Consider the following 16,382-nt stretch of genomic DNA (forward strand, 5'->3'; position numbering starts at 1 on the left):
GCCGGTCAATGGGGGTGGTGGAGCGGGTCCCCGGCGAGCTGGTCGCGCCGCTGGCGCCATTCGCCCCAGCGGCTCGGGCTCTGGTCGATGCGCACGAACAGCACCGGCTCGTCGCAGGCCGCCCACTTGGCGCAGTTCTGCTTCCACTTGCGCACCTGGCCCGGCGGCACGTACAGGTAGACGGGTTCGCGCCGCACGCGCTCGATGGAGCCGTTGGCCAGCAGCGGCTGCGGATAGATCACCGGTGGCGGCGCCGCGTTGCCGCGCACCGCGATGCGGCCATAGATGCCGGGGCGCAGGCTGCCCCCCGCCGTCACGTTGCGGTATTCGGCGGGGTCCTGCGCCACCGCCGCGAACGCCGCGCACCCGAAGGCGAGGGCGGCAAACTGCCGGAAAGGCCTGGCACGCGAATCCATGTGATCTCCCGGAGTCCCTACGGTTGCGTTTCTACCCATGCCGGGTGGAAAGGCAATGTAGGAAACCGCGATGGGCTGCGTAGGGCGTTGTCCGACGCCAAGCTGGTGAGTGGCTACTTGCCGTAACGCTCGCGCGCCAGCTGGGCCCCCTTGCCCAGCGCTTCCAGCTTCTTCTGGGCGATCTCCCGGTCCATCGGCGCCATGCCGCAGTTGGTGCACGGAAACAGGCGCTCGCGGGCGACGAACTGCAGTGCGCGGCCGATGGTGTCGGCCACCTGCTCGGGCGTTTCCACCACGTCGCTCGCCACGTCGATCACGCCGACCATCACGTCCTTGCCCTCGAGCAGCGCCATCAGGTCGGGCGGCACGTGCGAGTGGTAGCACTCCAGGCTCACCTGGTCGATGCTGCTCGCCGCGAGGGCGGGGAACACCTGTTCGTACTGGCGCCACTCGTCGCCCAGCGCGTTCTTCCACTTCACGTTGGCCTCGATGCCGTAGCCGTAGCAGATGTGCACGGCGGTCTTGCACGTCAGCCCCTGCGCGGCGCGCTCGAGCGCCTGGACGCCCCACTCGGCCGCATCCGCCATATAGACGTTGAAGGCCGGCTCGTCGAACTGGATGATGTCCACACCGTCGGCCTGCAGCGCGAGGGCTTCCTGGTTCAGGAGCTCGGCGAACGCGAAGGCCATCTTCACCCGGTCGCCGTAGTGGCGGTCGGCCACCGTATCGACGATCGTCATGGGCCCCGGCAAAGTGAACTTCAGCTTGCGCTTGGTATGCGCCCGCGCCAGCCGCGCCTCGAAGGCGTGCACGCGCCCCTTCAGCCGCAGCGGCGCCACCACCTGCGGCACCATCGCCTTGTACCGGTCGGCGCGGATGCCCATCTCCACCTTGTGCGCGAAGTCGATGCCTTCCACCTGCTCCAGGAAGCCGTGCACGAAGTGCTGGCGCGACTGCTCGCCGTCCGTGACGATGTCCAGGCCCGCGTCTTCCTGGGCCTTGATCCAGAGCAGGGTCGCGTCGCCCTTGGCTTCGCGCAGCTCCTGGCCCTCGGCGCGCCATTGCGGCCAGAGCTTGTGGGTTTCGGCCAGCCAGCCGGGTTTGGGCAGGCTGCCGGCAATCGTGGTGGGGAACATTCGGTCTCCTCGCAATAGCTCTTCGGTGGGCCTATGATCGCAGCAAACGCCGATTCTGCCGCCATGCCCTTGCGCGCCCTGCCCGACCCGGAGAAAGCCAAGCCTTGCGTGCTGGTCATCGACGACGACGAGGCCGTCGCCTGGGCGATCGCCAGCCGCCTGGGGCACGACTTCCGCGTGGTCGGACTCACCGAGCCGCGGCGCGCCGTGGCCTGCGCCTGCGAGGAAAAGCCCGGCGTGATCCTGTGCGACATCCACATGCCCGGCATGCAGGGCGACGAGGTCGCCTTCGCGCTCTCGCAGGAGCCCTGCACGGCGGAGATCCCGCTGATCTACCTCACCGCGCTCGTCTCGCCGGAAGAAGCACCGGACCTGGCCGGCGTGTTCGGCGAATACCCCACCATCTCCAAGATGGCCAGCACCGAGGAGCTGCGCGAGATCGTCGCCGCCACGCTGGGCATAGTCGAAGACGACGAGGACTGGGACGAGGCGGCCTGAGGCGGCGGACCGATCAGCCCGCCTGCAAGCCCGCGGCGCGCGCGATCAGTTCGTACGACCTGCGCTGCGCGTGCGGGTCCCAGGTCCAGGTGATCACCACCAGTTCGTCGATCGCAAGCGCGTTGGCGAGCGCGCGCAGCCTTTGCACCACCTGCTCGCCGGTGCCCACCATCGCGCGGCTGCGCAGGCCCTGCCGGAACGCCTCCTCGGCCTCGGTGTAGGGACGCACCGCCTGCTCGGGCGGCAGCAGGGCACCGAAGCGGCCGGTCTGGCGATCGACACGCGCGCGCTCGCGGCTGGCGAACAGGCGCCAGGCCTCTTCCTGCGTGTCGGCGGCCAGCGCCCATACGCACACGTTGGCGTACGGCCGTTCGATCAGGCCCGGCTTGAAGGTGTGGCGGTACAGGTCCAGCGCCTCGGCGCAGCCCTCGCCGTCGGTGATGAAGTGCGCGAACGAATACGGCATGCCGAAATGGCCGGCGAGCTGCGCGCCGTAGCCGGAGCTGCCCAGCATCCAGAGCTGCGGCGCGGTGGCGCCGCGCGGGAAGGCCTGGACGCCGCGCCCGGCATGGCCTTCGGGAAGCTCCTCGCCGCTCACCCACGCGTGCAGCTCCCGCACCTGCTGCGGGAAACGGTCCGCGGCGCGCGGGTCCGGGTTGAGCAGCATCGAGGTGCGGTGGTCGGTGCCGGGCGCACGGCCGACGCCGAGGTCGATGCGCCCGGGTGCCAGCGCATCGAGCACGCGGAACTGCTCGGCCACCTTGAACGCCGAATAGTGCGGCAGCATCACGCCCGCACTGCCGATGCGGATGCGCGAAGTGCGCACCGCCACGGCGGCCATCAGCACCTCGGGCGCGCTGCCGACGATGGTGGGTAGGCCGTGGTGTTCGCTCAGCCAGAAGCGCTCGTAGCCCAGGCGCTCGCAGTGCTCGGCCAGGGCCACGGTGTTGCGGATGGACTCGTCCTGCGCCCGGCCGGCGCCGGCGACGGATTGGTCGAGGACGGAAAGACGCAGCAAGCCCGTCACCTACGCGAGCCCTCGTTGCGGCTGCGCCGCCGCTGCAGGCCTCATGCGAGGCCCTCGTTCCAGTCATGGATCGTGCAGCGTCCCACCACGCCATTGAGCATGAACGGATCGTCGCGCGCGAATTCCTCGGCGGCCGCGCGCGAAGTGAACACGCCCAGCGCGCCCACCGGCGGCGTGCCGTAGGGGCCCGCCATCAGCAGCACGCCGCGACCGTGGAACTCGCGCAGCCGCGCCTGGTGGTTGGCCATGTGGGCCGGCACCCTGGCGAGGCCGTCCTCGGCCAGTTCGTAGAACATCAGCACCTTCATGGTTCCTCCGCAGGCTGCGTGCAGGATAGCGGCCTTCAGGCACGCGTGCCGCGGATCTCCCGCACGCCCTTGCCCAGGCGCCGGCGCAGCAGCGTGCCGAGCGTGACGCCGTCGGCATAGCCCACCTGCTCCGCGATGCGGTCGAGGTTCACGCTGCTGGTCTTGAGCAGGTGCACGGCGCGCTCCACCCGCAGGTCCTGGAAGTACGACAGCGGCGACTTGCCCAGCACGTCGTTCATGCGGCGCGCCAGCGTGCGCTTGCTGGTCGCCAGGGCGCTGGCCGCGTCGTCGAGCGAGAAGCCCGCATCGAGGCGGTGCCGCGCCCAGGCCTCGAAGCGCTCGACCAGCGGATCGCTGTGCGCCAGGTGGTCGGCGATGGCATAGGCCGACTGCGAGGCCCGCGCATCCACCACCAGGTAGCGCGCCGTCGTCGCCGCCAGCTCCGGGCTGGCCTGCCGCACCAGGGCCAGCGCCATGTCCATGTGCCCCAGCGCCGCGCCGGCGGTGAGGAACGGCCCCGAGCCCACCACCATGCGCGACTGGTCGAGCAGCACGCGCGGATAGCGCTGGCGGAACAGCGGCGCGAGCCACCAGGTGGTGGTGGCGCGCTGGCCATCGAGCAGGCCGGACTCCGCGAGCACGAAGGTGCCGATGCACGCCGCCGCGATGCGCGCGCCGCCGGCGTGCCACGCGCGCAGCGCTGCGGCCGCATCGCGCACGTCGGGCCGGCGCAGCGCCTGCTGCAGCGGCGCGGGCATCTTGGTGCCGATGGCGGGCACCACGACCCAGTCGGGCGCGGCGATGGCATCCGCGGCGAGCACGGGCACCTGCATGCCCTGCGCGGTGCGCACGCGCCGGCGCACGCCCACCATGCGCGCATCGAAACGCAGGGAGCCCAGGCCCTGCATCTGCGCCAGCTCGTTGGCGGTCGTGAAGGCGTCCATCACGGCCGCGAGCCCGGTATCGAAGGCGCCGTCGAGCGCCAGCACGGCGATGTTCATGGTTGGCAGGATCGCTATGAAACGAGTCCATTCTGACCGTTCCGCGCGAGGCCTGCACGGCCTAGAGTCCTCCCCGTCGCCAACGTGGCGATAGCCCCAAGGAGCTCTCCATGATCAAGCATGCCCTCTTCGTTCGGCTCGAAGCCAGGCCCGGCAAGGAAGACCAGGTCGCCGCGTTCCTGCAGGCCGGCCTGCGCATAGCGCAGGAGGAAGCCACCACGCCGATCTGGTTCGCGCTGCGCCTGTCCCCCAGCACCTTCGGCGTGTTCGACGCCTTCCACGACCAGCAGGGGGTGACCAACCACCTGGAAGGCCCGATCGCGCAGGCGCTGATGGCCAAGGCGGACGAGCTGTTCAGCAAGCCGCCCTCGATCGAACGCATCGACGTGCTGGGGCTGAAGAACACCGGCGCCACCTGATCCTGCTACGCTTCGCCGCATGCCCATCCGCATCGTCCAGCTCGGAACCCCGCGCGCGCCCGGCGAAGGGCTGCGGCTGGGCACGGTGCGGCGGCCGCCGCGCGGCGTACCGAAGGAGGAGTTCGCCAGCCGCGACTACTACGACACCTGGCTGCCGAACCTGGCACCGAGTGCCGACCTGATGGCGCAAGGCCGCGCCGCCCGGACCGACAAGGAATGGGCGGCGTTCAAGCGCAAGTACCAGGCCGAGATGAACCAGCCGGAGGCCAGCCGCGTGCTGGACCTGCTGGCGGCGCTGTCGCACCAGACTTCGCTGGCCGTGGGCTGCTACTGCGAGGACGAGCAGCACTGCCACCGCTCGGTGCTGCGCGAGCTGCTCGCGCAGCGCGGGGCCGAGATCGCCTGATCAGATCCCCAGGATCTTCTTCGCCTCCGTCAGCTCCTTCATCGACGCATCGTGCTTGCCGGCCTTGTGGGCCTCCTCGCCCTCCTTGCGCAGCTTGGTGACCTTCTCCATCTGCTCCTTCGAGAGACTGGGCTTGGTCGCGAGCTTGGCGTCGATGGCCTTCATCTCGTTCGGGCAGTTGTGGGCCCAGGCGGACGCGGCCAGGACGGCGCCGGCGATGAGGACGAGCGATTGGCGCATGGGGGTCTCCTCGAAAAAGGGACGCCACGTTAGCGCAGGCCCGGTGGCGGCGACTGCGCGTTTTCCCGAGGCGGCTGGACGAGCGGCGCCGCGCACAGCCGGCAGTAGCGCGCATCTCCCGCATGGCCGCCCACGCCGCAGTTCTCGCACACGCGCGGCGGCGTGGCGGGGGGCAGCCGCCGCACCGTCATCTCGGCGGTGACGATGCCGGTCGGCACCGCCAGGGTGCCCCAGCCGATCAGCATCATCACCGAGGCGATGAAGCGTCCCGCATCCGTCTTGGGCGTGATGTCGCCGAAGCCGACGGTCGTGATCGTCGTGACGGCCCAGTACACCGAGGTCGGGATGTCCTTGAATCCGTGCTCCGGCCCCTCCACCACGTACAGCAGCGTGCCGAGGATCAGCACCACCATCAGCACCGCGGACAGGAACACCAGGATCTTGCGCCGGCTCGCCGCGAGGGCCTCCGCCAGCATCTGGTACTCCTCCACGTAGTCGGTCAGCTTGAAGATCCGGAAGATCCGCAGCAGCCGCAGGATCCGCACGTCGATCAGCGCATGCGTCTCCGGCAGGAAGATGGCCAGGTACGTCGGCAGCACCGACAGCAGGTCCACGATGCCGAAGAAGCTGCGCACGTAGCGCCAGGGCCGCTGCACGCTCACGATGCGCGCGAGGTATTCGACCGTGAACAGGGCGGTGAAGAACCACTCGGCAACGTCGAAGGCGTCGCGGTGGCGGCTGCGGAAGGAAGGCACGCTGTCGACGATCACCACCGCCACGCTCACGAGGATCGCGACGATGATGCACTTGTCGAAGAAGCGGCCTTCCGGCGTGTCCGACTCGAAGATGATCTCGAACGCGCGCCGGCGCCAGCCGCCCGCCGGCTTGCCCAGTTCCGCTTGCGCGTCGGAGCCGGCGAGCTTCATTGGAAAGCCTCCCCCAGGCTCCGCACTGCGTGCTCCGCCTCCCCCCTCCGCAAGCGGCGGGGGCGAGCGCCTTCGGGCAGCCGGGCGGCGCTCATGCGGCAGGCTGCCGGAAGCGCTCCCAAGCCTGCGGCGTCGGCGTCGTGCCGGCCCCGGGCTGCTGCGGCCGGCGGAAGAAGCCCGCCGCCACCTCGGCCGGCTCGGTGAAGCAGTCCTTGATCCAGGGGATGTATTCCAGCACCTGCACCGCGGGATGCGCGTGGGCGAGGTGCACGTGCACCTGGCTCATGTCGCCCGCGTGCGGCGCCACCGGCAGGCGGTACGCATGCGCCGCATCGCACACGCGCAGCACCTCGGTCAGGCCGGCCATGCGCGTCACGTCCGGCTGCACCCAATGGATCGCCTGCTGGTGGAAGAACTCGGCGAAGGCGTCCTGCGTGTACAGCTGCTCTCCCAGCGCCACCGGGATGCGCGTGGCGCGCGCGAGCTGCGCGTGGCCCTTGACGTCGTCGTACCAGAGCGGCTCCTCGAACCAGTACACGTCGTGCTCCTCGGCGCCGCGGCAGAAGCGCAGGCAGGTCGCCAGGTCCCACTTGCCGTTGCCGTCGACGGCGAGCGTCACCTCCGCGCCGACCGCCGCGCGCACCGCGGCCAGCCGCCGCATGTCGCGTTCGACGGTCGATCCCACCTTGATCTTGATGCCGGTGAAGCCCTGCTCCACCGCGCGCACCGCGCCCTTCACGAGGTCCGCGTCGGCGATCGAGAGCCAGCCGATGTCGGTGTTGTACGCGCGGACCTTGTCGCGCGCCGGCCCGCCCAGCAGCTTCCACAGCGGCACGCCCTGGGCCTTGGCGTTCAGGTCCCACAGCGCCACGTCGATCGCGGCCTGGGCCAGCGTGGTGATGCCGGCGCGGCCGATCCACTGCAGCGCGGGGTTGCGCGCCAGCTTGTGCCACAGCTTGCCCACCTCGCGCGCGTCCTCGCCCACCAGCAGCGGCGCATGGCAGGTCGCGATGCAGCGCGTGATCAGCTGGTCACCGGGCAGGTGGGCGTGCGTGCCGGTGAAGCCGTAGCCCGCCAGGCCCGCGTCGGTATCGATACGCGCGCCCACCACGCCCCAGTGCGTGATGCTGTGCGTGCTGTCCGCGATCTGCGAACCCGTGACGGGCACGTGCAGGATGAAGGGTTCGACGCCGGTGATCTTCATGCGGGCTCCGCCTGTGGTGCGCCATGGTACCGGCTGGGCCGGACCGCAGGTTGCGATCGCATCCGGTGGCCTGCGGACCGGACCAGGACGGGTCCCTGTCCGCCTCCGCGGGCCCGCACCGCGCCGCGCCTGCCGCGACGTACCCCGCACTTCGAAGGGGGCACAGAGTCTCCAAACGTCGCTGCAGCAGGGCCCACCCGCCTACAGCCGGTTGTGGATCGCCGTCGACGCGATCGCCGCATGCCCGGTCGCGACGCTGATCTGGTTCAGGTCCATCGCCACGTCGCCGGCCGCATAGAGGCCGGCGATCGTGGTCTGCTGGTGCGCGTCCACTTCGAGCTGGCCGTCGGGGCGTGAGCGCGCGCCCAGCGCGGTGGCGAGGTCGCACGCATGGTGCAGGCCCAGCGCGGGATACAGCGTGTCGAACGCCAGCACCTGCCCGTTCTGCAGTTCCACCCGCACGCCGCAGTTGTCGACGCCGCATTCGATCCGGTGCGGCGGACTGTCGGCGAGGCGCACGCCGGCTTCGCGCAGGCGCGCCAGCTCCGGCATGCCCACCTCCTCCTGCGTCGCCATGGACAGCCACGTCACCTCGTTGCCGAAGCCGGAGATGAAGAGCGATTCGCGCAGCCCGTGGCCGGCGCGACCGAGCACGGCGACACGCTGGTCCTGCGTCTCGAAGCCGTCGCACACGGGGCAATAGCGCACCTGGCCGGCCAGCATGGCGTCGTGCAGGCCCTCGATCTCCGGCTCGACATCGCGCGCGCCGGTGGCCAGCAGCACGAAGCGGGCCCGCCAGGCGCCCTCCGCGCTCTCGGCGCGGAAGCTGCCGTCCGCGAGCTTCGTGATCCGCTGCACCTCGGTGTGCGCGGTCGGCACGCCGTACTTGCCCGCGTGCTCCTGCATGCGGCGCAGCAGTTCGGGGCCTTCGATGCCGTCGGGGAATCCGGGCACGTTGCGCGTGCGCGGGATCTTGCGCAGCCGGCTGCCGCCGCAATCGAGCACCAGTGCGCGGCGGCGGTAGCGACCCAGGTAGACGGCGGCGGTCAGGCCCGCGGCGCCGCCGCCGACGATCAGGCAGTCCAGGACTTCTTCTTGGCGCATGGCGATGTCAGCCGGCCCACGGCAGGCGCTTGGCCACCATCAGCCAGAAGATGAACACGAAAGGGAAGAACGCGGCGAAGCCGAGGCCCGTCCACCAGTGGAACAGGCGCCGGTACGTGCGCGGCAGCGGCTCGCGCGCGCCTTCGGCGGCGACGGCCACGTCGCGCATGCGGATCTGGATCCGCACCACCGGCAGCCAGCAGCCGATGGCGACCGCATAGAGCGCCAGCGACCACGCGACCCACGGCGTGGACATCGGGATCTGCAGCCGGTCGACCAGCCACAGCCCCGTCACCGGCTGCACCACCGCCGCCGGCGTGGTGAGCATCCAGTCGGCAACCACGACGTTGCGTGCCGACCCCGCCGCCCCCGCCGTGTGCCCCCGCAGCGAGGCGGCGAAGAGGTGGAAGGCCGAGCCGATGCCGGCGCCGAACAGGATCGTCGACGACAGCACGTGCAGCCACTTCACCACGATGTAATCCATCAATCCCTTCTCCCGCGCGCCGGCGGCTCCAGCGACCAGAGCAGCGCGATGAGTGCAAGGATGGGCAGGTTCTTGGTGACCGGCCCGTAGGGATGCAGCCAGTATTCGGGCAGGAAGATGGAGATGAGCACCGTGTAGGCGCCGACCAGCGCCAGCTGCGCCAGCCACACCCCGCGCCGCCAGCGCGCGGGCGCGGCCAGCGTGAGCAGGCCCAGCAGCAGATCCAGCAGCGCCGCGCCATACAGGGCGACTGTCGCCAGTGCACCATGCAGGCCGACCCGCGCCAGCAGCGCCAGGCTGTCGCTCACGGGGTACAGGCCGAAGGAGACGATCGCTGTCCAGATCCAGAGGAAGGCGAGTGCCAGCCGCAGCACGGGCAGCCACAGGTCCAGCGCCGCCTCGCGGCGGGCGCCCTCGCGCAGCACGGGCGCGATGAAGTCGCGGGGTGCGCGCGGCGCGCGCCGAAGCAGCGGGGGCAGCCCGTTGTCCGGCGTGGCGTTGCCGGCCAGCAACATGTCGGCCGTGTCGCGATCGAGCATGCTGCCCGGCACCATGCCCGCCACCGTGGCGGCGGCGCGGAACAAGGCCGCGGGGATCGGCACGATCCACTGGCGCCCCGCTTCGCCCATCGCCTCGCGCAGCGCGCCCAGGTAGGCGGCCAGCGCCACCGGCTGCGGCCCCGCGAACGCGTACGTGACCACCTCCTCCGGCGGCTCCTCCACCAGCCGCACGATGCCCTCCACCACGTCGGCCAGGTACACCGGCTGCACGGTCATGCGCCCCCCGTCCGGGAAGGGCAGCACCGGCGCGACGGCCAGCTTGTCGAACAGCCCCGCGCTGGGGCCACCGGGCCCGTACACCAGCGAGGGCTGCACGATCGCGGCGCGCAGCGGCAGCGAGCGCAGCACGTCGTCCGCGGCCTTCTTGCTGCGGTGGTAGCCGGTGCGGCCGCTGGCGTCGGCCCCCAGGGCGGAAACCTGCACCACGCTCTTCACGCCGGCGGCGTCGCAGGCGTGGAAAAGTTCGGCGGGCGCGCGGTGATGCAGCGCCTCGAAGGTCTGGTCGCCCTGCTCGCGCAGGATGCCGACCGCGTTGACGACCGCATCGATGCCGGCCAGCCGCGGCAGCCACCATTCGCGCGAAGGCACGCTCGCGAAGTCCGCCTGCACGTATTCCTCCCCGCCGGGTGGCGGCCGGCGCGTGGCCGGCACCACCGTGTGCCCGCGCTGGCGCAAGGCCTGCGCGACGGCGCGGCCGATGAACCCCGTGGCACCCGTGAGCAGGACCCGCATGGCAGGCGAAGTCTAGCCAGCGCCGACGCCCATGGGAACGCGTTACGCCTTGAGAGCGTGGACCCCCGGGATGCGCGGCCTTGCCTAGACTGCGCCCATGCCAACCTGGAAACAAGCCTTTCGCGAGGGCCTCGTGTCCGGCAGCCTCGCCAGCGCCTTCTCGGCGGCCTACCTGGCCTGGGCCGGCCATCGCCGCGGCCAGCCCGCCGCGCCCGTGAACGCGGTCAGCCACTGGTTCTTCGGCGACCGCGCGCTGCGGCAGGACCAGGCCAGCCTGCTCTACACGCTCACCGGCTACCTGACGCACCACGCCGCGTCGATCTTCTGGGGCGTGCTGTACGCGAAGGCCTGGGGTGCGCGCGAGGAGGCGAAGGAGCCGCTGCCGGCGGTGGCCGGCGCGGTGACCCTCGCCACGGTGGCAGCCATCGTCGACTACCAGCTCACGCCGAAGCGCCTGACGCCCGGTTTCGAGCACCGCCTGGGCCGGCCGGAGATGTCCAACGTGTACGCGTTCTTCGCGCTGGGCATCGCGGTCGGGACGCTGGTGATGAAGGCCAGGCGATAGCAAGGCCGTCATTCCGGCGAAGGCGGGAATCCAGGGCTTGCGTCTTCACGCGCTGCGCGCGTTCCCTGGGCCCCCGCCTGCGCGGGGATGGCAGTCAGACGCTCCCCGCCTCCGCCTCCGCCTTCTCCCGCGCGGCCTCCAGCACGCTGCTGACCGCGTCTCCCAGCGCCGCGATGTCGAAGGGCTTGCGCAGGATGCGCGGCCTGCCGGCCAGGCGCTCCACGGCTGCCATGTCGGCATAGCCGGTGGCCAGGATCACAGGCAGGTCGCCCACCATCTTGCGCGACTCCGAGATCACCTCGGCGCCGGTCATGTCCGGCATCGCGTAATCGACGACCATCAGGTCGGGCCTGGCCGCCGCCAGCGAGGCCAGCGCTTCGCTGCCGTTCGCCGCCTCGGTCACCTTGTAGCCGATCAGGCTCAGGCACTCCACGATCACGCGGCGCACGTCGGGGTCGTCCTCCACCACCAGGATGTGGCAGGCGCCCGCCAGCGCCGGCACCGCCGGCTGCTGCTTGCTCGCGACCTGTTCGTCGGCGTCGGCGTCGGCTTCGGGGAACAGCATTTCGACCGTCGTGCCCTGGCCTTCCTCGCTGCGGATGCGCGCCAGGCCGCCGGACTGGCGGGCGAAGCCGTACACCTGGCTCAGGCCCAGCCCGGTGCCCCGGCCCACCGGCTTGGTGGTGAAGAACGGATCGAACACCTTGGGCAGGATGTTGGGCGGGATGCCGGCGCCGCTGTCCGTCACGCTCACCAGCACGTAGTCGCCCGCGGCCAGGTCGCGGTCGTCGTCGAGGAAGCGCGTGCCGGTGGTGATCTTCAGCTTGCCGCCCTGCGGCATCGCGTCGCGCGAGTTGACGGCGAGGTTCAGGATCGCCATCTCCATCTGGCTCGGATCGAGCACCACGGTGGCATCTTCCTCGCACAGGTCCAGTTCCACCTCCACGCCGGAACCGACGGAGATCTCCAGCAGGTCCTTCATCCCCAGCAGCAGCTGGTTGACGCGGGTGAGCTTGGGCAGCAGCGACTGGCTGCGCGCGAACGAGAGCAGCTGGTTGGTGAGGCGGGCGCCGCGACGCGCCGCGCTCTTGGCCCTCTCGACCACGGGCTTGACCTTCTCCTCCTTGGCGTAGAGGGAGACCAGCTCGAGGTTCATGTTGACCACGTGCAGCAGGTTGTTGAAGTCGTGCGCGATGCCGCCGGTCAGCCGGCCGATCGCCTCCATCTTCTGCACCTGCGTCAGCGCGGCCTGCGCGCGCTCGCGTTCGTTGATCTCCTTCATGAGGCGATCGTTGGCGCTGGCGAGCTCGCGGGTGCGCAGCAGGATGCGGTCTTCCAGTTCGCCGTTCAGGCGTTCCAGTTCGCCGCGCGTGCGCTTGAGTTCCTCCAGGTGCTCGCGCGCCGCGTACTGGCGCCGGCGCGCGCGCACCGCCGATTCGGCGGCACTGGCGAGGGTCTCGGCGTTGAGCGGCCGCTCCAGCAGTACCAAGTTGCCCAGGCTGTGCAGGGAGCGCAGGTCCTTCTCCGGCCGCCGCCCCTCGCGCTTGGTGGCGAGCACGACGAAGGGGAAATCGGACCACGGCGGCTGCGACTTGAGCCATTCGAGCAGGCGATCGTCGGAGTGCAGTTGCGGCAGCGCTTCCTCCGTCAGGATCACGGCGGCGGCGCCTTCCATCAGCGCCTGCAGCAGTTCCTCCTCGGTGGCGCACACCTGCGAGTCGACGTGCTGGTGCTGCAGCACGCCCTGCACCACGGAGGCGTCGCGCCCGCGCGGCGCGTGGATCAGGACCCGCAGTTCCTTCATCGCGTGCCCTTCCGGTCGCCCAGCAGGGGGATGTTGCCGCGGTACACCGTGGCGCCGCTGAGCACGCCTTCGAAATCGGTGAGCGCCTGGCCCACCTCCACGCCCTGCGGGCTCATGCGGAACTCCCTGATCGTCGGCTCGTGAAAATTGGTACGGCTCTTGACCATCGACACCGCCTTGAGCAGGTGGCCGCGCGCCTCGAAGAAGCGGAACAGGAGGATCGCGTCGCTCAGGTAGCTCATGTCCACTTCTGCGCGCATCTCGCCCAGCAGCCCGTGCTGCCCGAGGACCAGGATGGTCACGACGTTGTGGTGGTTCAGGTAGGTCAGCAGCTCGTGCATCTGCAGCATCAGGTGCTTGCTGCCGGGCATCGCCTGCAGGTAGGCATTGAGGCTGTCGATGACGATGGTGGTGGCCGCGTCTTCCTCGACGGCCGCGCGCACCATGTGCGAGAACTCGCCGGGCGAGACCTCCGCCGGGTCGAGCGGGACGATCTTCAGCTGGCCGGCCGCGAGGTACTCCTGCACGTCCATGCCGAGCGCCTTGGCGCGGATGACGAGCGTCGACAGTCCTTCGTCGAACAGGTAGTACGCCGCCCGTTCGCCGCGGCGCAGGGCCGCCAGCGTGCAGGCGAGCGCCGTGGTGGTCTTGCCGACGCCCGAAGGGCCGATGAACAGGGTGTTGCTGCCGCAGGCCAGCCCGCCGCCCATCAGCGCGTCGAGCTTGTCGATGCCGGTGCCGACCACCCTGGCCTGGGGCTGCATGCGGTGTTCGGCCGCCACCAGCCGCGGGAACACCGCGATGCCGCCGGTGTCCAGCACGAAGTCGTGCTCGCCGCCGCGGTACTTGATGCCGCGCATCTTGATCACGCGCAGCCGCCGGCGCTCGGGGCCGTACTGGTCCACCGCCTGTTCCATCGCGATCACGCCATGCGCGATGCTGTGCAACTGCTGCTCGCTGTCGCTGCCCATGCTGGTGCGGTCGTCCAGCAGCATCACGGTGCAGCCCTGCTCGGCGAAGAACTTCTTCAGCGCCAGCACCTGGCGGCGATAGCGCAGCGGGTTCTGCGCCAGCAGGCGCATCTCGGACAGGCTGTCGAACACCACGCGCTCGGGCTTCAGGCTTTCCACCACGCCCATCACGCCGCGCACCGTTTCGCCCAGCTCGATCTCCGACGGATGCAGGATGGATTGCTCCGCCTCGACCCCCAGGCCTTCGTCGCTCACCAGCTCGAACAGCTCGATGCCGTCGAGGCTCCAGCCGTGCGAGGCGGCGACGGTGTGCAACTCCTGCGCCGTCTCGGAGAGCGTGACGTACAGCCCCTTTTCGCCACGGGCCGCGCCGTCGCGCAGGAACTGCAGGCCCAGCGTGGTCTTGCCCGAACCCGGATTGCCCTCCACGAGGTACAGGTGATTGAGTGGAAGCCCGCCGCCGAGGACGTGGTCCAGCCCAGGGATGCCGGTCGATGCGCGGCCCTGGTCGGGAACGGGGGCGGTCGGTCTGTTGCGTCTCATCCAGTGCCAATAGCCGCTCACGACGTGCGGCTGCGCGGAAATCCTAACGGCTGCGCAGGGCCCCCCATGTAGGCAGTTTCCGACACTTGGGGCCGCCGGCGTCCGGCGTCGGCGTCTGCGGTCAGCCGCGGGCTTCGGCTTCCTGCAGCGAACGCCACATCACCTTGCCGCTGCCGCTCTTGGGCAGCGCGTCGACGAACTGCACGATGCGCGGCACCTTGTAGATCGCCATGTTCTCGCGGCACCAGTCGATGATGTCCTGTTCGCTGACCTGGCCACGGTGGCCGGGACGCAACACGACGACGGCCTTGACCGTTTCGCCGCGGTAACTGTCGCGCGCGGAGATCACGCAGGCTTCCTGGATCGCGGGGTGGCGGAACATGAGCGCTTCCACCTCCGCCGGCCACACCTTGAAGCCGGACGCATTGATCATCCGCTTGAGCCGGTCGGTCAGGAAGAAGTAGCCGTCCTCGTCGGTGCGTCCGAGGTCGCCCGAGCGGAAGAAGCGCCTGCCCTCGAACTCGATGAAGGCGGCCTGCGTGGCCTCGGGGCGCTTCCAGTAGCCGTCGAACACCATCGGGCCGTGGATGATGATCTCGCCCTGCTCGCCGGGCGGCAGTTCCCTGAACGTGTCCGGGTCGACCACGCGCGCGTCGCAGCTCAGGAACGGGATGCCCAGGCACTGCTGCTTGGGGGCGTCCGGCGGGTTGCTGTGCGACGGTGCGGCCGTTTCGGTGAGGCCGTAGCCCTCCACGTAGCTCAGGCCGAACTGCTCCTGCAGGCGCTGCGCCACGGCCTGCGGCATCGCCGCGCCGCCACCGCCGATGTGCTGCAGGCTGGAGAGGTCGTACTGCGCGAAGTTCGGGCTCGCGAGCAGGTCGATCACCATCGTCGGGATGTTGGTCCAGGAGCTGACCTTCCAGTTGGAGATCAGCCAGCCGGCGACGTCGCGGTCCCAGCGCGGCATCATCACGATGGTGGCGCCGATGTAGATGTTCGCGTGCATCAGGCTCACCATGCCGGTGATGTGGAACATCGGCACGACCAGCAGCGTCACGGCTTCGGGCGTGGCGTTGCCCCAGAAGCAGCTCGCCATCGCGTTGTGCATGAGGCTGCGGTGAGGGTGCATGCAGCCCTTGGGGTTGCCCGTCGTGCCGCTGGTGTAGGGCAGCACCGCGAGGTCCGCCGGGCCGACTTCGAGCGGCGGCAGCGGCAGGTCGTTGGCGATGGCGTCGCTCCACGCGATCACGCTGCCGCCGGGGATCGCGGGCAGCGGATGGCGCGTGAGCAGCCACGGCTTCCAGGTCTCCGGCATCGGCCCCGTGTGCGGCGCGGCGGGATCGAAGGCATCCGTGAACTGCGTGACGATCAGGTGTGCGAGCCGGTCGGCCTCGGGCAGTTGCGCGTTGGCCTTGGCGATCTCGGGCGCGAGGTCGCCGGTGGTGATGGCGACCTTGGCGTCGGGATCGGTGATGTAGTGCTTCAATTCCTCCGCGCGGTTCATCGGGTTGACCGGCACGACGACCGCGTTGGCGCGCAGGATGGCGAAGTGCGCGATCAGCAGCTGGGGGCAGTTCTGCATGTCCAGCATCACCCGGTCGCCCTTGCGCACGCCCAGCGCGTGCAGGCGGGCGGCGAGGCGTTCGGCCTGGCGCTGCACTTCCGCGTACGCAAGCACCCGCCCGAAGAACACGATCGCCGGCTTGTCGGGGTAGCGCCGGGCGCTGGTGGCGAGGTTGTCCCAGAGGGACGTGGCAGGCAGCGTGAGCGCGTGGGGCAGGCGGCGGGGCCAGAACTGGTGATGCGGGCGGGGCATGGTTGCTTGGGTCCTGAAGCGGGGAACGTTAGTCGAAAGCTGGTGTGCAGTGCATGCGTAGAAGCCCGACGGGGCGTCGCGTCGGGGACGGGTTTCGTTGTTTCGTGGCGTGGATTTGCCTTCCGGGGGCGGGGGGGGGGGGGGGGGGGGGGGGGGGGGGGGGGGGGGGGGGGGGGGGGGGGGGGGGGGGGGGGGGGGGGGGGGGGGGGGGGGGGGGGGGGC

18 protein-coding genes are annotated in these 16,382 nt (G+C 70.5%); 4 read left to right on the forward strand and 14 right to left on the reverse strand.

Annotation, left to right across the window (positions count from 1 at the left end):
• Positions 1 to 5: 5 nt before the first annotated feature.
• Positions 6 to 416 carry a hypothetical protein gene (locus WG923_RS24415; RefSeq protein WP_340353614.1) on the reverse strand — a complete coding sequence of 137 codons (411 nt, stop codon included), beginning with the start codon at positions 414 to 416 and terminating at the stop codon, positions 6 to 8.
• A 113-nt stretch (positions 417 to 529) separates the two neighbouring features.
• Complete coding sequence (locus WG923_RS24420) at positions 530 to 1,552, reverse strand: methionine synthase (RefSeq protein WP_340353615.1); 1,023 nt, start codon at positions 1,550 to 1,552, stop codon at positions 530 to 532.
• A 63-nt stretch (positions 1,553 to 1,615) separates the two neighbouring features.
• Here WG923_RS24420 and WG923_RS24425 point away from each other — a divergent pair, with 63 nt between their 5' ends.
• The gene (locus tag WG923_RS24425; RefSeq protein ID WP_340353616.1) at positions 1,616 to 2,050 is read left to right on the forward strand and encodes a response regulator; all 435 of its coding nucleotides are present in this window, start codon (positions 1,616 to 1,618) and stop codon (positions 2,048 to 2,050) included.
• Positions 2,051 to 2,063: 13 nt separating this feature from the next.
• Here WG923_RS24425 and WG923_RS24430 read toward each other — a convergent pair whose 3' ends face one another.
• The 3 genes from WG923_RS24430 to WG923_RS24440 are packed head-to-tail and all read right to left on the reverse strand — an operon-like array spanning position 2,064 to position 4,386.
• Positions 2,064 to 3,068 carry an LLM class flavin-dependent oxidoreductase gene (locus tag WG923_RS24430; RefSeq protein WP_445322973.1) on the reverse strand — a complete coding sequence of 335 codons (1,005 nt, stop codon included), beginning with the start codon at positions 3,066 to 3,068 and terminating at the stop codon, positions 2,064 to 2,066.
• Between the two features lie 50 nt (positions 3,069 to 3,118).
• Positions 3,119 to 3,385 carry a YciI family protein gene (locus WG923_RS24435; protein WP_340353617.1) on the reverse strand — a complete coding sequence of 89 codons (267 nt, stop codon included), beginning with the start codon at positions 3,383 to 3,385 and terminating at the stop codon, positions 3,119 to 3,121.
• Positions 3,386 to 3,420: 35 nt separating this feature from the next.
• On the reverse strand, positions 3,421 to 4,386 hold the full coding sequence (locus WG923_RS24440) for a GlxA family transcriptional regulator (protein WP_340353618.1): 966 nt from the start codon (positions 4,384 to 4,386) through the stop codon (positions 3,421 to 3,423).
• A 110-nt stretch (positions 4,387 to 4,496) separates the two neighbouring features.
• Between WG923_RS24440 and WG923_RS24445 the strand changes: the two genes are divergently transcribed.
• Both WG923_RS24445 and WG923_RS24450 read left to right on the forward strand, forming a co-directional pair.
• On the forward strand, positions 4,497 to 4,805 hold the full coding sequence (locus WG923_RS24445) for a putative quinol monooxygenase (RefSeq protein ID WP_340353619.1): 309 nt from the start codon (positions 4,497 to 4,499) through the stop codon (positions 4,803 to 4,805).
• Positions 4,806 to 4,824: 19 nt separating this feature from the next.
• A complete protein-coding gene (locus WG923_RS24450; protein WP_340353620.1) occupies positions 4,825 to 5,211 on the forward strand; it encodes a DUF488 domain-containing protein in 387 nt (128 codons plus the stop codon).
• Here the strand turns inward: WG923_RS24450 and WG923_RS24455 are convergent, their stop codons facing one another.
• The 6 genes from WG923_RS24455 to WG923_RS24480 all read right to left on the reverse strand — a co-directional run bounded on the left by WG923_RS24455 (position 5,212) and on the right by WG923_RS24480 (position 10,461).
• Positions 5,212 to 5,451: a hypothetical protein gene (locus WG923_RS24455; protein ID WP_340353621.1), complete on the reverse strand. Its 240-nt coding sequence runs from the start codon at positions 5,449 to 5,451 to the stop codon at positions 5,212 to 5,214.
• Between the two features lie 29 nt (positions 5,452 to 5,480).
• A complete protein-coding gene (locus WG923_RS24460) occupies positions 5,481 to 6,377 on the reverse strand; it encodes an ion transporter (RefSeq protein ID WP_340353622.1) in 897 nt (298 codons plus the stop codon).
• Positions 6,378 to 6,468: 91 nt separating this feature from the next.
• Positions 6,469 to 7,581 (reverse strand): mandelate racemase/muconate lactonizing enzyme family protein, encoded by a 1,113-nt coding sequence (locus WG923_RS24465; protein WP_340353623.1) that lies wholly within the window; start codon positions 7,579 to 7,581, stop codon positions 6,469 to 6,471.
• A 201-nt stretch (positions 7,582 to 7,782) separates the two neighbouring features.
• Positions 7,783 to 8,685: an NAD(P)/FAD-dependent oxidoreductase gene (locus tag WG923_RS24470; RefSeq protein WP_340353624.1), complete on the reverse strand. Its 903-nt coding sequence runs from the start codon at positions 8,683 to 8,685 to the stop codon at positions 7,783 to 7,785.
• A 7-nt stretch (positions 8,686 to 8,692) separates the two neighbouring features.
• Positions 8,693 to 9,169, reverse strand: a complete 477-nt coding sequence (locus tag WG923_RS24475; RefSeq protein WP_340353625.1) for a DUF2269 family protein — start codon at positions 9,167 to 9,169, stop codon at positions 8,693 to 8,695.
• Entirely contained in the window at positions 9,169 to 10,461 is a 1,293-nt protein-coding gene (locus tag WG923_RS24480) for an NAD(P)H-binding protein (RefSeq protein ID WP_340353626.1), read from the reverse strand. The genes WG923_RS24475 and WG923_RS24480 overlap by 1 nt, the downstream gene beginning before the upstream one ends.
• Positions 10,462 to 10,558: 97 nt before the next feature.
• Here WG923_RS24480 and WG923_RS24485 point away from each other — a divergent pair, with 97 nt between their 5' ends.
• A complete protein-coding gene (locus tag WG923_RS24485) occupies positions 10,559 to 11,026 on the forward strand; it encodes a hypothetical protein (protein ID WP_340353627.1) in 468 nt (155 codons plus the stop codon).
• A gap of 94 nt (positions 11,027 to 11,120) precedes the next feature.
• On the opposite strand, the gene WG923_RS24490 is transcribed toward WG923_RS24485, so the two are convergent.
• The 3 genes from WG923_RS24490 to WG923_RS24500 all read right to left on the reverse strand — a co-directional run bounded on the left by WG923_RS24490 (position 11,121) and on the right by WG923_RS24500 (position 16,160).
• Complete coding sequence (locus WG923_RS24490) at positions 11,121 to 12,830, reverse strand: response regulator (RefSeq protein ID WP_340353628.1); 1,710 nt, start codon at positions 12,828 to 12,830, stop codon at positions 11,121 to 11,123.
• Positions 12,827 to 14,344 (reverse strand): ATPase domain-containing protein, encoded by a 1,518-nt coding sequence (locus tag WG923_RS24495; protein WP_340353629.1) that lies wholly within the window; start codon positions 14,342 to 14,344, stop codon positions 12,827 to 12,829. The genes WG923_RS24490 and WG923_RS24495 overlap by 4 nt, the downstream gene beginning before the upstream one ends.
• A 121-nt stretch (positions 14,345 to 14,465) precedes the next feature.
• Positions 14,466 to 16,160, reverse strand: coding sequence for a long-chain fatty acid--CoA ligase (locus WG923_RS24500; protein WP_340353630.1), 1,695 nt, complete (start codon positions 16,158 to 16,160; stop codon positions 14,466 to 14,468).
• Positions 16,161 to 16,382: the final 222 nt, after the last annotated feature.

The organism is Ramlibacter sp. AN1133 (genome assembly GCF_037890035.1).
Lineage (GTDB): Bacteria > Pseudomonadota > Gammaproteobacteria > Burkholderiales > Burkholderiaceae_C > Ramlibacter.

Excerpts from the sequence above, each read along its gene's own strand:
- WG923_RS24415 (WP_340353614.1), bottom strand. The coding sequence starts at position 416 with ATGGATTCGCGTGCCAGGCCTTTCCGGCAGTTTGCCGCCCTCGCCTTC.
- WG923_RS24420 (WP_340353615.1), bottom strand. The coding sequence starts at position 1,552 with ATGTTCCCCACCACGATTGCCGGCAGCCTGCCCAAACCCGGCTGGCTG.
- WG923_RS24425 (WP_340353616.1), top strand. The coding sequence starts at position 1,616 with ATGCCCTTGCGCGCCCTGCCCGACCCGGAGAAAGCCAAGCCTTGCGTG.
- WG923_RS24435 (WP_340353617.1), bottom strand. The coding sequence starts at position 3,385 with ATGAAGGTGCTGATGTTCTACGAACTGGCCGAGGACGGCCTCGCCAGG.
- WG923_RS24440 (WP_340353618.1), bottom strand. The coding sequence starts at position 4,386 with ATGAACATCGCCGTGCTGGCGCTCGACGGCGCCTTCGATACCGGGCTC.
- WG923_RS24445 (WP_340353619.1), top strand. The coding sequence starts at position 4,497 with ATGATCAAGCATGCCCTCTTCGTTCGGCTCGAAGCCAGGCCCGGCAAG.
- WG923_RS24450 (WP_340353620.1), top strand. The coding sequence starts at position 4,825 with ATGCCCATCCGCATCGTCCAGCTCGGAACCCCGCGCGCGCCCGGCGAA.
- WG923_RS24455 (WP_340353621.1), bottom strand. The coding sequence starts at position 5,451 with ATGCGCCAATCGCTCGTCCTCATCGCCGGCGCCGTCCTGGCCGCGTCC.
- WG923_RS24460 (WP_340353622.1), bottom strand. The coding sequence starts at position 6,377 with ATGAAGCTCGCCGGCTCCGACGCGCAAGCGGAACTGGGCAAGCCGGCG.
- WG923_RS24465 (WP_340353623.1), bottom strand. The coding sequence starts at position 7,581 with ATGAAGATCACCGGCGTCGAACCCTTCATCCTGCACGTGCCCGTCACG.
- WG923_RS24470 (WP_340353624.1), bottom strand. The coding sequence starts at position 8,685 with ATGCGCCAAGAAGAAGTCCTGGACTGCCTGATCGTCGGCGGCGGCGCC.
- WG923_RS24475 (WP_340353625.1), bottom strand. The coding sequence starts at position 9,169 with ATGGATTACATCGTGGTGAAGTGGCTGCACGTGCTGTCGTCGACGATC.
- WG923_RS24480 (WP_340353626.1), bottom strand. The coding sequence starts at position 10,461 with ATGCGGGTCCTGCTCACGGGTGCCACGGGGTTCATCGGCCGCGCCGTC.
- WG923_RS24485 (WP_340353627.1), top strand. The coding sequence starts at position 10,559 with ATGCCAACCTGGAAACAAGCCTTTCGCGAGGGCCTCGTGTCCGGCAGC.
- WG923_RS24490 (WP_340353628.1), bottom strand. The coding sequence starts at position 12,830 with ATGAAGGAACTGCGGGTCCTGATCCACGCGCCGCGCGGGCGCGACGCC.
- WG923_RS24495 (WP_340353629.1), bottom strand. The coding sequence starts at position 14,344 with ATGAGACGCAACAGACCGACCGCCCCCGTTCCCGACCAGGGCCGCGCA.
- WG923_RS24500 (WP_340353630.1), bottom strand. The coding sequence starts at position 16,160 with ATGCCCCGCCCGCATCACCAGTTCTGGCCCCGCCGCCTGCCCCACGCG.